8 protein-coding genes are annotated in these 15,242 nt (G+C 51.5%); 4 read left to right on the top strand and 4 right to left on the bottom strand.

Annotation, left to right across the window (positions count from 1 at the left end):
* Window positions 1-2: 2 nt before the first annotated feature.
* The 4 genes from ACKU4E_RS14775 to ACKU4E_RS14760 all read left to right on the top strand — a co-directional run bounded on the left by ACKU4E_RS14775 (window position 3) and on the right by ACKU4E_RS14760 (window position 9,154).
* Window positions 3-2,207 carry an efflux RND transporter periplasmic adaptor subunit gene (locus ACKU4E_RS14775; RefSeq protein ID WP_320171850.1) on the top strand — a complete coding sequence of 735 codons (2,205 nt, stop codon included), beginning with the start codon at window positions 3-5 and terminating at the stop codon, window positions 2,205-2,207.
* Between the two features lie 15 nt (window positions 2,208-2,222).
* Entirely contained in the window at window positions 2,223-6,128 is a 3,906-nt protein-coding gene (locus tag ACKU4E_RS14770; protein ID WP_320171849.1) for an efflux RND transporter permease subunit, read from the top strand.
* Between the two features lie 126 nt (window positions 6,129-6,254).
* Window positions 6,255-8,552 carry a tetratricopeptide repeat protein gene (locus ACKU4E_RS14765; RefSeq protein WP_320171848.1) on the top strand — a complete coding sequence of 766 codons (2,298 nt, stop codon included), beginning with the start codon at window positions 6,255-6,257 and terminating at the stop codon, window positions 8,550-8,552.
* A 215-nt stretch (window positions 8,553-8,767) separates the two neighbouring features.
* The gene (locus ACKU4E_RS14760) at window positions 8,768-9,154 is read left to right on the top strand and encodes a GNAT family N-acetyltransferase (RefSeq protein ID WP_320171847.1); all 387 of its coding nucleotides are present in this window, start codon (window positions 8,768-8,770) and stop codon (window positions 9,152-9,154) included.
* A gap of 294 nt (window positions 9,155-9,448) precedes the next feature.
* On the opposite strand, the gene ACKU4E_RS14755 is transcribed toward ACKU4E_RS14760, so the two are convergent.
* The 4 genes from ACKU4E_RS14755 to ACKU4E_RS14740 all read right to left on the bottom strand — a co-directional run bounded on the left by ACKU4E_RS14755 (window position 9,449) and on the right by ACKU4E_RS14740 (window position 15,238).
* Window positions 9,449-10,009 carry a flavodoxin domain-containing protein gene (locus tag ACKU4E_RS14755; protein ID WP_320171846.1) on the bottom strand — a complete coding sequence of 187 codons (561 nt, stop codon included), beginning with the start codon at window positions 10,007-10,009 and terminating at the stop codon, window positions 9,449-9,451.
* 16 nt (window positions 10,010-10,025) lie between these two features.
* Window positions 10,026-10,628 carry a class I SAM-dependent methyltransferase gene (locus ACKU4E_RS14750; RefSeq protein ID WP_320171845.1) on the bottom strand — a complete coding sequence of 201 codons (603 nt, stop codon included), beginning with the start codon at window positions 10,626-10,628 and terminating at the stop codon, window positions 10,026-10,028.
* Between the two features lie 20 nt (window positions 10,629-10,648).
* The gene (locus tag ACKU4E_RS14745) at window positions 10,649-14,644 is read right to left on the bottom strand and encodes an acyl-CoA dehydratase activase (protein WP_320171844.1); all 3,996 of its coding nucleotides are present in this window, start codon (window positions 14,642-14,644) and stop codon (window positions 10,649-10,651) included.
* 102 nt (window positions 14,645-14,746) lie between these two features.
* Window positions 14,747-15,238 (bottom strand): MarR family transcriptional regulator, encoded by a 492-nt coding sequence (locus ACKU4E_RS14740; RefSeq protein ID WP_320171843.1) that lies wholly within the window; start codon window positions 15,236-15,238, stop codon window positions 14,747-14,749.
* Window positions 15,239-15,242 lie beyond the last annotated feature (4 nt).

Genomic DNA, 15,242 nt, shown 5'->3' with positions numbered 1-15,242 from the left:
CCATGAGCAAGACTGAAAAAATAAAATCGCTTCTTATCCCGGTCATTATCGTTGCAATCGCGGCCTTTGCCGCCGGATACCTGCTTTCAGGCGGAGAGGAACACAAACCGGCCAGCAGTCTGGTCGATGGGCACAAGGATCACGGCCTTGAGGGTTCGGTTACCACTGAAGGCAAAATCGTCTGGACCTGCTCCATGCATCCCCAGATTCAACTGCCGGAACCGGGAAAATGCCCCATCTGTTTCATGGACCTGATTCCGCTTGAAAAGGGCGGCAAGTCGGGTGAAGAAGCGGTCAGTCTCCGCCAGATAAGCCTGACCCCGCAGGCCCGCAAGCTGGCCGAGATTGAAACCACTCCGGTAAGCAGGCGTAACGTGAGCGTGGAAACCCGCATGCTCGGCAAGGTCGATTATGACGAGACACGCATGGGGAGCATCACCGCGTGGACCGGAGGACGCATAGACAAGCTCTACATTGATTACACGGGAAGCTCGGTACGCAAGGGGCAGGCGATGGCCTCCATCTACAGCCCCGAACTGCTGACCGCACAGGCGGAACTGATTCAGGCGGTCAAGGCCAAGGCTGCCCTGAAAGGAAACTCTCTGGAAGTAATAAAGAACACCGCAGCCCGGACCGAACAGGCCGCAAGGGAAAAACTGCGTCTGCTGGGACTTTCCGAAAACCAGATATCCGGCATCATCAAACGCGGAAAACCGTCGGAACACATTATCCTGTACTCGCCCATGAGCGGAATAGTGATAAAGAAGGATGTGGTGGAAGGTGTGTACGTAAAAACAGGCACCCCGATATACACTATCGCCGACCTCTCCCGTGTCTGGGTGGTTCTGGAAGCCTACGAATCCGACCTGCCCTGGATCAGAATGGGCATGAAAGTGGATTTCACCACCGAAGCCTATCCCGGAAAGGACTTCGAAGGGAGGGTCGTATACATTGATCCGGTGGTAAATGAAAAGACCCGTACGGTCCGGGTCCGGCTGGATGTTCCGAACAAAGGTCTGCAACTCAAGCCCGGCATGTTCGTGCGGGCAGTGAACAAGGGCGGAAAGCAGGACGATACGGAACTGGTCATCCCGGCCTCGGCACCGCTCATCACCGGCAAACGGGCAGTGGTCTACATTGCCGTTCCCGGAAAGGAAGGAGTCTTTGAGGGGCGCGAAATCGTGCTCGGCCCCAAGGCGGGAAACTTCTACGTGGTCAGGTACGGGCTGAAGGAAGGTGAACAGGTTGTCACCAAAGGCAATTTCAAGATCGACAGTGCCATCCAGATCATTGCCAGGCCCAGCATGATGAATCCCGAAAGCGGGATGAACACCCCGGTGCACAGCCACGGGGAATCCTCTGACGTCATGAAAGACATGAAGGCTGAGGACATGCCGGGCTACACCCTGCCGCCCATTTTTTCATCGAAACTCGGTTTTCTGAAAAAAGACTTCAACACCCTTATGGAAACGGCCGGGTCCGGAAACCTTGAACAAAGCCGCAAACTCTTTGCCGCCTTTTCCGAAGACCTGAAAAAGATAGACGGTTCCGGACTCAAGGGTGACGCGTCCCTTTACTGGAAGGAACTCTCCATGCTGCTCGGAAATGATGCCGTACTGGGCAGCGGAGTCAAGGACGCCGGCAGGTTGAAATCAATCACAACTGAAATGGAAGATCATTTCAAACGGCTGGATACAGCGTTCGGTATTTCAGCCAAAGCAGCAGAATCCGGAAGTGCGGAAGAGGCTCCGGAAGCATTTCAGATTCAGTTGGGCAAAGTCTATATGTCATATTCGGCTTTTACCGAGGCTCTTGCTGCGGACAACATGCAAAAAGCCCAGCAGCAGGCGGCATTGATGGGTGATGAACTGAAGAAGCTTGATGCAGCGCAACTCTCCACCGAGAGTCACAAAATCTGGATGGCCGCATTGAAAAACATCAATGACGGCATTTCCACCATCCGTGAAGCTCAGGATATCGTTGGCGCCCGAGCCGGGCTTGAGCCTCTTTCCTACGGGATGATTGATGCGGTTGAAAAACTGGGGATCAAATCCGGTAAGCCGGTCTATGAATTGTTCTGCCCCATGGCCTTTGACTTCAAGGGAGCCAAATGGCTGCAGTCCGATGAAGACATCCGCAACCCGTACTTCGGGGAGGCAATGCTGAAATGCGGAGAAGTGGAGCGGCAGCTCAAGGCCGGGGAATAAGGCTCGGAGACTGATATGAGCGCAAACAATACTCCCGGCATGAATCGTCCCGAGCCCCGCTCCTTAACTGAAAAAATCATCCTTTTCTGTCTGGAGCAGAAACTGGTCGTGGCCATACTCCTGCTTCTGGTTATCGGCGGCGGCATATATACCGCCCCGTTCAACTGGGACGTGGGCGGCATGGAGCGTTCACCGGTCCCGGTGGATGCCATCCCGGATATCGGCGAGAACCAGCAGATTGTTTTCACCCAGTGGATGGGTCGCTCACCGCAGGATGTGGAAGACCAGATCAGTTATCCGCTCACCGTGGCGCTGCTCGGAATCCCGGGAGTCAAGACGGTACGCAGCTACTCCATGTTCGGATTCTCCACCATTTACGTGATCTTCAGTGAAGATGTTGATTTCTACTGGTCACGATCACGACTCATTGAAAAGCTGAACAGCCTGCCGGCCGGAACACTGCCAGCCGATGTGAAACCGGCACTCGGACCCGATGCCACTGCGCTGGGACAGGTCTACTGGTACACGATAGAAGGCCGTGACCCACAGGGCAACCCCACGGGAGGCTGGGACCTCGACGAGTTGCGCTCCGTACAGGACTGGTACGTCCGCTATGCCCTGCTCTCGGCAGAAGGAGTGAGCGAAGTGGCTTCCGTAGGCGGTTTTGTCAAGGAATACCAGATTGATGTCGACCCAGACGCCATGCGGGCCGCAAAGGTTACCCTTAATGACGTTTACCGCGCAGTGAAAATGTCCAACCTTGATGTTGGCGCACGGACCATTGAAATTAACAACGCCGAATACGTTATCCGCGGCATCGGCTTTATCAAGAAACTGAGCGACATTGAAAGCTCGGTGGTCAAGGTGGTCAACAACATCCCCATCTACGTTCGCGACGTGGCCCGTGTTACCGAAGGCCCGGCCCTGCGCCGCGGAGCGCTGGACAAGGGAGGTGCTGAGGTTGTTGGCGGCGTGGCTGTTGTGCGCTACGGGGAGAATCCTCTTCAGGTCATTGATAATATAAAACAAAAAATAAAGGATATTTCTCCGGGGCTGCCTTCAAAGGTCCTGCCGGACGGGACTGAAAGCAAATTGACCGTTGTCCCTTTCTATGACCGCTCCGGACTGATCCACGAGACTCTCGGAACGCTCAATACGGCCCTCACGCAGGAAATACTGATCACGATAATAGTTGTCCTGATTGCGGTTATTCATCTCAAGAGTTCGCTGCTAATTTCCTCGCTTCTCCCCCTTGCCGTGCTCATGTGCTTTATGGGCATGCGGGTATTCAAGGTGGACGCAAATATCGTGGCCCTCTCAGGGATAGCTATCGCCATCGGCACCATGGTCGATATGGGAATCATAATCTGCGAGAACATCCTCAAAAAAATTGAAGAGGCAAAAGAGGGAGCAAGCAGACTGTCCCTGATCTATGAAGGAACGGCCGAGGTCGGCAGCGCGGTCATGACTGCCGTGGCAACAACAATTGTCAGCTTCATGCCGGTATTTGCCATGGACGGGGCCGAGGGAAAGCTGTTCAAGCCGCTGGCCTACACCAAAACCTTTGCCCTGCTGGCATCCATTGTCGTGGCCCTGACCATTCTGCCTCCGGCAGCGGAACTGCTTTTTTCCGCCCGCAGCAGATTCCGGAAAAGCAGGAAAACATACATCACCGCCGGACTTTACCTGCTCTGCGGTCTGGCTGTTTCCATCCTGCTCAAGTGGTGGCCCGGACTGTTTTTCATCTACGTGGGCATCAAGCATCTTGCGCTCCCCTTCGTACCGGGAAAATTACACCGCTACGCAAACTATGCGGAAACATGGATCATCGTCATCATGGTGGCTTATGTGCTTACCCGGTCATGGCTGCCGCTGGGGCCGGAAAAGGGCATGCTCAACAACTACCTGTTCGTTGCGCTTGTCATCGGCGGGCTGATGCTGTTTTTCGACTTTTTCCGCCGCGGATACACCGGAATGCTGGGCTGGTGCCTTAACCACAAACTGCTCTTCCTGTCCCTGCCCATGTTCATCATTGCACTGGGACTTTCCATCTGGCTTGGTTTCGCCAACCTGACCGGCTTCCTGCCCGAATCGATCAAATCCTCAGCGCCATATGTGAAACTGGCTCACACCTTCCCCGGACTCGGCAAGGAATTCATGCCCGATCTGGATGAAGGGGCATTCCTGTTCATGCCCACAACCATGCCCCACGCATCCATAGGGGAAGCCATGGACGTGCTCCGCAAGCAGGATATGATGATCCAGTCCATCCCGGAAGTTGAGTCCGCTGTAGGGAAACTCGGACGAGCTGAAACGCCGCTTGATCCGGCACCTATTTCCATGATCGAAACGGTCATCAATTACAAATCGGAATATCTGGTGGATAAATTCGGGGAAAGGCTGCGGTTCCGGTTTGACCCCGACCAGCAAGACTTTTTCCGCAATGTCGAAGGAAAGCTGGTTACCGCCAAGGACGGCTACCCATATCTTGTTCAGGGTTATTTCGAGCGGGATGATAAGGGAAAACTCATCCCGGACCCTGACGGCAAACCGTTCAGAATCTGGCGCCCGGCCCTGAGTCCCGGCCTGAACCCGGACCGAAAAGCATGGAAAGGGATATCCTCGCCCAACGACATCTGGGATGAGATTGTAAAAGCCGCCGAAGTGCCCGGTGTAACCTCGGCCCCCAAGCTGCAGCCCATTGCGGCGCGAATAGTAATGCTCCAGTCGGGTATGCGTGCGCCCATGGGCATAAAGGTCAAAGGTCCCGATCTTGAAACTCTGGAAAAAGTGGCCCTTGATCTTGAAAGACTGCTCAAACAGGTCGGCTCGGTTCAGCCGGAAGCGGTCATTGCGGACCGCATTGTCGGCAAACCATATCTGGAAATCGTCATCGACCGCGAGGCAATTGCAAGGCACGGCGTCATGCTGTCGCAGGTTCAGGATGTTATCGAAGTCGCAGTTGGCGGCAAGGTGGTCACAACCACGGTGGAAGGCCGGGAACGCTATCCCGTCAGGCTCCGCTATCTGCGGGAATTGAGGGATAACATTGATGCCATAGGCAACATTCTAGTCAGTGCGCCCGGCGGGGAACAGATTCCCTTAAGCCAGCTCGCGGAAATTAGATACGTACGCGGTCCGCAGGTCATAAAAAGTGAAGACACATTCCTTGTAGGCTATGTCCTTTTTGATAAAAAACCGGGATTCGCAGAAGTGGACGTGGTTGAACAGGCCCGGGCCTTTCTGAATTCCAAAATCAAGTCCGGCGAACTGGTCATCCCGGCAGGCGTGTCATACGAATTCGCCGGAAGCTATGAGAATCAGATCCGGGCCCAGAAAAAGCTGGCAGTAATTCTGCCGCTGGCCCTGCTCTTCATTGTGCTGATTCTTTACCTGCAGTTCAAATCCATGGCGACAACCATGATGGTCTTCTCGGGAATCTTCGTGGCATGGTCCGGCGGTTTTCTAATGATCTGGCTCTATGGCCAGCCGTGGTTCATGAATTTCACCATGTTCGGAACGGATATGAGAGAACTGTTTCAGGTCAGCCCCATCAACCTGAGCGTTGCAATCTGGGTCGGATTCCTGGCCCTGTTCGGTATTGCCTCGGATGACGGGGTAATCATGGCCACCTACCTTGATGAAAGCAGAAAAGACCGCAAAATTAACTCCATAGCTGAGATCAGGCAAGCTATAGTTTCAGGAGCACAACGCAGAATCCGTCCGGCCCTGATGACTTCGGCAACAACAATCCTGGCCCTGCTGCCGATCCTCACCTCCACGGGCCGCGGCTCGGACATCATGGTCCCCATGGCCATACCATCCTTCGGAGGCATGACCATCGCGATACTGACGGTCTTTGTAGTGCCTGTGCTTTATTGCGGAGTTGAGGAGATCAAATTCAAAAAGCTGCAGCTGTAGACTCTCCACACAGGAAAGCCTGATTAATATCATTTGGTTTTGCCATTTTCCGGGGACTGCTTTATTGTATGAATAAGCAAAATCATTTGCTTTATACGGTGCGGGCCACTACCGGAGGATGTCTTCATGAAATTAAATCTGCTGCAAACAATCCTGCTGATCTTCGTCCTGTCTTTTCTTGCGGGATGCGCAACTCCGCATCAGGCCGATCAGACTGAGGCCGCTGTTGCAACGCAGGAGCAGCCTGTTCCCGCACAACCCGCTCATCCGGTTGTAGAGGAAAAACCGGTCGTAGATAAGAAAAACGCTGAAACCGCTGCAGAACATCCTGCGGAGAAAACAGCCCGATCATCCATTTCAAACAGTAAAAAATCCGTAGTTGAAAAAACAGTTCGTCAGCACGTAACCGGGGAAATTTCACCGTCTCAGGCCAGAAAATTCGCAGTGGGAAGGGCCAAACGGGATGCGCTGGAAGAAGCCGGGACCTACCTTGAAACCATGACCGTTGTTAAAAACGGCAGGCTTGAGCAGAACGAAATCATGGCGCTAGCGGTCGGAGTGCTTAAAACAGAAGTTGTCAGCGAGCGCCAGTTCATGGACGGCAATGTTTTCTGCATGGAAGCAGTGGTCAGGATCGAAATAGACCCTTCAGCCCTTGAGGAGCGCATAAAAACCGTTCTCTCCGACCGTGCGCATCTGGAAAAGTACAGACAGATTCAGGAGCAGAACAAAAGACTGCTTGCGCGGATTGATAAGCTGGAAGAGGAAAACAGCGCGCTCAAGAAAAGTCCCGCCGAAGAACAGACCATCAAACAGAATTTTACGGAAGCCGGAAAGTCGCTCGATGCGGAAAGCTGGATTCTGAAGGCAGCGGCATTATGGGAGGGAGACAAATGCTCCGATCCCTATAGAGCCATCGGATATTTCAGCCAGGCCATTGAACTTGATCCCAAAAGTACTGTTGCCTACACCAACAGAGGGCTTGCCTATTCCGACCTTAAACAGCACGACCGGGCCATAAAAGATTATGACATGGCAATCAGGATCAATCCCGACGACGCCATCCCGTACAGCAACCGGGGCGTTGCCTTTGCCAACCTCGGCCAACTGGGCAAGGCCATGGCAGACTTCGAACAGGCCATTAAAATCGATCCTGAAAGCGCAGTGCCCTACTATAACCGAGGGACGGTCTATCTTGATCTCGGCCAGCCTCAGCAGGCTGTAAAGGACTACAATAAAGCTTTGCAGCTTGACCCGGGATATTTGAATGTTTTTATAAACCGGGGCCTTGCTTATGCGCGTCTTGGGAAAGCACAGCAGGCCGAAAAGGATTACAGGCAGGCGATTGAAATCAACCCGGCACTTGCAGGACCGCACAACAATCTTGGAAAGCTATTCCTTGAACAGGGGCGGACTCAACAGGCTGTTGAGGAATTCAACACAGCCCTTAAACTCGATCCCGAAAGCGCAAAAGCCCACTATAACCGGGGAACAGCCTTCTACGATCTTGGCCGGTTCAGTCAGGCTGTCGAAGATTTCAACAGGGCTCTTGAAATTAACCCCGGAGATGTCAGCGCCTATCAGAACCGTGGCTCCGCATTCGTCAGACTCGGGCAGCACAATAACGCGATAAGCGATTACAACCGCGCAATAGAACTTGCTCAGGATCTGGCCGAATGCTTCTACAACAGAGGTAATGTCTATCGTGACATCGGGCAGTACAATCAGGCTCTTCAGGATTATAACCGTGCCATCCAGTTGGAGCCGAACTATTCCAACGCATACACCAACCGGGGAGTACTGCTATACACCATGGGGCGTCCGGGGCAGGCAATAACTGATTACACGCGGGCAATAGAACTCAATCCGCAGGACATCTTCGCATACAGCAACCGGGCCAGCGCGTTTATGGATCTGCAGCAGTACGGCAAAGCCATCGAGGACTACAATCATGTGCTTGAAATTAATCCGGAATATACTCCTGCGTATAACGGGCTGGGCCTTGTCCATTTCAGGATGGGGCTGTACAAGCGTGCGATCGAAGATCTGACCAGGGCCATTGAAATTGACCCGGAATACTCAAGAGTCCATAACAACCGGGGCCATGTGTATACTGTTCTTAAGCGATTTCAGGATGCCATAAAGGATTACAGCCGTGCGGTTGAAATAGACCCGGAATACGCGCAGGCTTACCTGAACCGGGGGATTACATACTCTTTACTTAATCAGCGCCAGCAGGCCATACAGGACTTCAATCGGGCCCTTGAAATCAACCCCGAATACGCCGATGCATACTTCCGGCGGGGGCTGGCCTACCTTCTTTCCGGGCAAAAGGAATCCGGATGCCGAGATGCCCGCAAGGCATGTGCTTTGGGTAACTGCAAACTGCTGGAAATCGCCCGCAAGGAAGGTTACTGCCCCTGAGATTTGTTTTAGATACGGCAAGGATTGATCCTGCAAAGAAAAGACCGGAGCTGTAAATCTGTTGCAGATGAGTATGTAAAGCGGTTTCAGAAAAAGAAGAAAAATAAGAAGGATAAACCTGGTGTTAATACTCGGAAAAATTGGCAATTTATTCAGGCTGTACAAGCAGACAGGGCTATAAAACCGCAACATATTGAATTTAAACAGTTTATCATATGGACATTAAATTCAAGTACGACACTAAAGGTATTGACTGGACTGCAATAACTGAAACGTTGAAATCTGTTGACATGGCAAGCTATCCTCCCGAAATACATAAAAAAGCCTTTAAGGCCAGTTACTGTACTATTTTTGCGTATTCCGAGGGTAAAATGGTTGGTTTTAGAAGAGCTATTTCTGATGGTGCATATCAAGCAGCGATATATGACTGTGCGGTCTTAGAAGAATATCAAGGTCATGGTCTTGGAAAACTTATTGTTAAAGAAATACTCGCGAATATTTCAGGCATTAATACCATTCTGTATGCCTCGCCGGGAAAGGAAGGTTTTTATGAAAAAAATGGGATTCAGAAAAATAAAAACAGGTATGGCTTGTTTTGTTAATGGTGATTTGATGACAGAGAAAGGTTTTACAGAACAGTCGCGCCCTTCATTGATCCACTTATTGATCTTTGCCCTTGTTAAGCCACCACTTCTTTTTGCCATAAGAAAGCCGCTCCTGTTTTGACCGTGTTTTCAGTCCAGCAGAAGCGGCTTGAGTATACAACTTTATTGTTCCCCCACAAACCAATGCAGGAGAACAATAAAGTTAGAAAACTGAGAGTAGCCAAATATCTTCTGAAACCAACGCAAAGTTGCCTGACAGGATTGCCAACTTAACAAACGACTCTGCCTTCATCAGAATACGTTGGTCCCGCTTATTGATTGCAGTAACCCGGTTGTCTTTTCCCTGGCCTGCCTCAAATCCTCCGCATTGGGCCGTCCTTCGATATTCCCTAGTCGCCCGGTTGTGTTGAAATGGCGCATTTTTTCAGGGACAAACGCCCCGACAATACTCCATTCATCAGCAACAGTAATTCCAAGATGATCGAAAAGCTGACCCATATACCTGATGGCGGGAACAGCCTCGGCCTCGCCTGTGTGCGGCCCGGCGTAAGTGCAGTAAACGCAGGCGAATTTACCAGGAACCCGAGGTGAACCGGGCAGAATAAGAGAGTTTTTTCGGGCATAGTCCATCTGCTTTTCCATCCAGCCCAGCACGGATTTTCCCGGAAGCCAGGTGTAAACACCGGAACCGATAAATGTCAGGTCGAACTCAAACAGATCAATAACGGAATCATCATTTTTAAGGTTAACGGTTCTGACCTCATGTCCGGTTTCGGAAACAACCTTTGCAATTTCAAGGGCAACCTTTTCTGTCTGTCCGTTCAACGAACCGTAAAGATTGAGAACGTTCATTAAAATACTCCTGTAGTTATATTTTTTTAAAACGAATCAAGTAGTTGAAACCAAAATCAGCGTATAAAACCTGTCTGAATCCCAAAGGTTCAGCCACGGCTTTGATATCCTTATCGGAAATACGCATGTGCAGAGGCGGACCGGAATCGCTCTTCTCCTTTTTACACTCCAGCACCGCAACCTGTCCCGAGGGGCTCAGAATACGCCGGATTTCACTGAAAATTCCGACTCCATGTTCCTTGATATCCATGCAATGCAGGGAAGTACTCATCAGGCAAAGATCAATGCTGCCGTCCTCAAAAGGAAGTTCTCCGAGCATATCGCCCTGCACGGTCCTGATGTTTTGCAGCCCCTTTTCAAGAGCCTGGCTCTCAAGGACCCTTAGCCGATCAGCATTCAGGTCCAGCCCATAGACAACGCCTCGGGGGCCTATGATACCGGCCACCTGAACGCTGTAATCTCCAGGACCGCAACCCAGATCAAGAAAGGTCATCCCCTTCATCAGCCCCAGACCAATCAGAACCTTCTCCGGATCCTGCATCCAATAGCTTGACGGGCCGCGCCCATGCTTTCCATGTCCGCCTCGGCATCCCGTCTCGGCTTTATTTCCCTTATTCATTCAGTGCTCCCTTATCGCCATTAAAAATTATAGATGAATGACTCCACCTTGAGCCTGTTGTTTTCATTCCTATTACCGTCAAAAGTAAGCGAAAGGATCGGGGAGTAAGGTTTGTCGTCAAGACGGTCCTTGAGAATACCGAGACTTATCCCGGTATTTTCATACATGGAAGTTACGGAAATAACGCCATTTACTCCCTCTATCTCTTCCATTATTTTTGCGCCGCGATACCTCCCGAAACCTCCTGCGTAGTACCCAAGACCACGATCCGCAATTTTCTTGAGCGTTCCGAATTCGCGCTCGTAATGGCTGTATTCACCAAGCCTGGCAGAGATTCTTTCCATATACTCCCTGAGCAGTGCGATGTTGCTGCGCATTGACGGATGAGCTTCGGTCTTGTTGTAGTTGTAATAGTCATACCAGTGGTTCCAGACATATTCGCTCAAAGGAGCGTAGATCACCCGACGTCCACTTTCCTCCAGCCTTTTAAAAGAGTTGTCATTCAGGACACTGTTGAAAAGGACCAACGGTTCCCCGATACCCAGAATTGCCTTGGAACAACTGGAGCCGGCAAGGTTGTTACGAATTGTCCCGGCAATTAACTCCAGTCTCTCGATGGTAAGCAGCCCTGACGAAGCGAGGTCGAGAATGAACTTCAGCGATTCTGCGCGCAGCATCTCCGGGGTCAGCAGGACAAGATCACCGGCAAGCAGGCAGAGAAAAAACAATTCCGCGGTTCGGGTATCCATATCCCGCAGGTCCTCAAGATAGGGAGAAATGATCCGCACAGCCTCCCGTCCCTCATTATCCAGAACGCAACGCAGAAAACGGCTGTACTGACCATCCACTTCCGAGCCTTCATTCTGGGGAACGAACACACACGGCAAGCTGCCATCGGAATGATTCTTAAGAGAATAAAGGACATCACCGAGCAAAGCCGTAAGCGAGAAATATTCATTTCCTGATGAATATTTCCGTCCGAGGTCGATACTTTCCGGGCAGGTGGGGCCTGCCACTGCGGCATTCACTCCATTGGCCGTGAATATGGAGCAGGCTATTTCCGAGTACGGATGGATGTTGGGCAAAAGAACTGTTCCTGGTCCGAACCCTGAACACTCAATGGAAATGTTGACCGGGTTGGAAGTACCATTATCAACAAGCTCTTCGATGGACGGGGATTTCAGCACAGGAGTCTGACGCAGGCTGTTTACAAAAGCCTCCACCCTTGTCTGCACCCCGACACTTGATGAGTGTTCATCTACCTCAATCGTCAGGAAAGGTTTCTCCTTCATTATTTCTTCGTAGTAATGCGAAAAAACCGTATCCGGACCGCAGCCGTGGTGGGTCAGGAATATGGGGTGGAGATTGGGGTGCCCGGCAACCAGCTTCGCGGCCGCCAGCATATGCTGACCGAATGGCCAGAACATATTTGGGTGCTCACCGAATATATCGGATTCAGGCAGATCATAAAGCGGGATGGTTCTGTAGCCCATTTCCGCAAGTTTGTCCGGGATTCCCATATTGAGAACCGGATCGGCAATACCGTATATCTTCGAGATAAGCACAAAAGCCTTCTCATTTTGGCCGAGAGACTCAAACGTCTGACGGGCACGCTCTTCCATGCGCACCTGCAACTGCTTGTAGTTATTCATCCCGGCCTTGATGGCTGAAAGCGCCTCCTTAGGCGTCCGGCCCAACTGACGGCCCAACTCAACAAACTGTCTCTGCATGAAATCCGGCCCCTGGCTGAAGGCGATTGTCGGGGAAAGCAGCGTGATATTCTTTTCACTCAACCTCATGGCCTCATTGATAATTTTGAAGGCCAGCTGCATGTAGGGGCAGCCGTAAGTCTGGCGGGACTTTGAATTGGGATGGAACGCGGTAAAAAGATCCGGGAAGAACAGATAGTCCACATTCTGCTGTACCAGTTCGGCGGCATGCCCGTTGATGAGCTTGACCGGATAGCATGTTTCATCCAGCGAATATTTCTGCGCCCTGCTGATGGTCTCCCCGGATGTTGATTCCGAGAGCAGCACGTTCACTCCGAGTTCCTTGAAAAAAGTGTTGAACAAGGGGAACATTCCGAAGGTAAACAGGCTTCGCGGCATACCGACGGTCTTTTTCGCAGGGTCGGGCACCGGATCATAATCCCCGAAAATGAATTCCTGCACCTGCCGGTTGAACGAACCCGGCGCAAGCAGTTCTTCTGCGTCCTGTTCATGACCTGCGCGTTCCACGGAAATATCTTCACTTTCGTAATCAAATCCCTTGAACGTTGTTTCGGAGCCTTCCATTTCCTCCCGAGCCAGAATAGCGGCCCCCAGCGCACCGGTAACACTGAAAAACGGAGGAACGATTATCTCTTTTCCGGTAACGGATCGAAAAGCGTTCACAACGGCCTGGTTATAGGCCACACCGCCCTGCAGCAGAATCATGCTGCCGGACTTTTTCCGTCCCACCACTCTGTTGATGTAATTTTTCACGATTGAATAGCAGAGACCGGCAGCGATATTCTCCACAGGCTCACCCTGAGCAAGACAGGCCGCGATACTTGTTTCCATGAAAACGGTACAACGCTCACCCAGATTGATCGGATTTTCGCTTTTAGAGGCGGTGTCGGCGTAATCATCCAGGGCGATACCGATTTTCTTTGCCTGCTCCTCAATGAAAGAACCAGTACCGGCAGCGCAGACCTTGTTCATCTGGAAATCGGATACCACACCGTTTTTAATGGATATGAACTTTGAATCCTGTCCACCGATCTCGTAGACCGTTTCAACATCGGGAAAAAGACTGACTGCCGCCCGCGCCTGAGCCGTGATCTCGTCCCGGACGATGTCAGCCCCGATCAGTTTCCCGATGACATAACGTCCCGAACCGGTGACGGCCGATCCGGCAACTCGTACCCTTCCTCCGAAGTCCGCCCCCAGTTCTTTCAATCCTGTTCTCACAGCCTTGACCGGATCCCCGGCAGTCCGCAGGTATCTGAAACCGAGCACCCTGTTTCTATCATCTGCCAGTACAACATTGGTGCTGGTCGAGCCGACGTCCACTCCGAGCCAGCACTTAATGGGGTCTCCGTCGGAGGGAAGCAAAACGCAGCAATGCCTGTCCACGGCGTCCCCTGATCCGAATCCGGCCAGAGGAGCCAATGCGGCAGCTTCCTTAGAGGCATTCGGAATCAACGCACCCGTCCTGTTGAAGAAAAGCTTCTCGCAATCAAACTCCAGCTTTTCCCGAAGAGCAATTACAGCGGCGCCCACGGCTTTGGCCATCTGACTGTTTTCATGGATAAAAAGCTGTCCTTCACCAAGATCAAGCACCTTGCGCAAAGCTGAAACTACGGCACTGTTTCCAGCCACTCCACCCACAAAGAGAACCGGGGCGGCAACAGGAAGACCGCGCATAACCGAATTTCTGTAATTCCTGGCCACGGCATAGGCCAGACCACGCAGGATATCCGGAATCGCGACACCTTCCTGTTGGTGGTGGGTAATATCGGTTTTCGCAAAAACACTGCATCTTCCTGCAATTCTGGGAGTATATGTCGCAGCGCCCTCAAGTCGAGAATAATCCTCAATTTCAATACCTATACGCGAGGACTGTTCCTCAAGGAAAGATCCTGTTCCGGCCGAACAATCCGGATTCAGGGAAAATTCCAGTCCGGTTTTTTTCCGGCTTGAAAACCCGGTTATAAATCCGGCCTGCTGCCCGCCTATCTCGACAATTGAGCGGCAATCCGGGTTCAGCAGGAGTGCGCCTTCAACTACCGCGGCAATATCGTTTACGGATTCCACGGAACCTTTTACGGCCATGGACTTGCCCGCACTTCCCACCACTGCGCCGTACATTGCATTCCCGTCAAATCCGGATAAAAAATCCTCAAGAATCCGCTGCAACACCTTTTCCGGATTCCCCCGGTGCAGAACATACCTTCTGCGGATCACCTCCAGATTCTCGTTTATAACTGCCACTTTTACAGAAGAATAACCTATGTCTATGCCAAAACTGATCATATCTCTCTCCTGGCTATACAATATAGTTAAGTTACTTAACTATTCTTTCAAAAAATAGAACTGAAAGCTTTTAGCTTCCGATTCATGGGACATCTATTCAACTTATTGCTTATTTTTATTATTTCCGAACAGTTCTGCCAGCCGATCATCCACCACAGTCTCAACCACGGCCAGGACGGCCGAAGCTGTTGCCAACTGAGGATCGGTGAACTCATCCAGCCGGTCAAAAAGGTTGGCCATGTGCTTTTCATGGAACTGCTCATGAATTCTGAAGGCTTCCCAGCCTTTTTCAGTCAGTCCGGCCAGCAGTTCCTTTCTGTTGTCGGGAGCCGGGTCTTTGCGGGCCAGCCCGCGTTTTTCAAGCTTTCCTATCATCTGAGAAACAGCACTTTTGGTCACTCCCAGAACCATCGCAATATTCTTCAGATTGGTGCCCTCATTAAATCCGATGGCGTGCAGGCAACGGATCTCGTGCGGGGTAAGTTCAATCCCCTCGCCGATTGTAATAGGCTGTTCCTCAATACGACTGTGCTTATTTATGATCCGCATCAACCTTCCGGTCATGTTGCGAACCGCTTCTTCTTTACTGTTCATGTCA

Source organism: Maridesulfovibrio sp. (genome assembly GCF_963677005.1).
Lineage (GTDB): Bacteria > Desulfobacterota > Desulfovibrionia > Desulfovibrionales > Desulfovibrionaceae > Maridesulfovibrio.
Note: the sequence above shows the minus strand (reverse complement) of the source record. Positions and strands in the feature narration are given on the sequence as shown.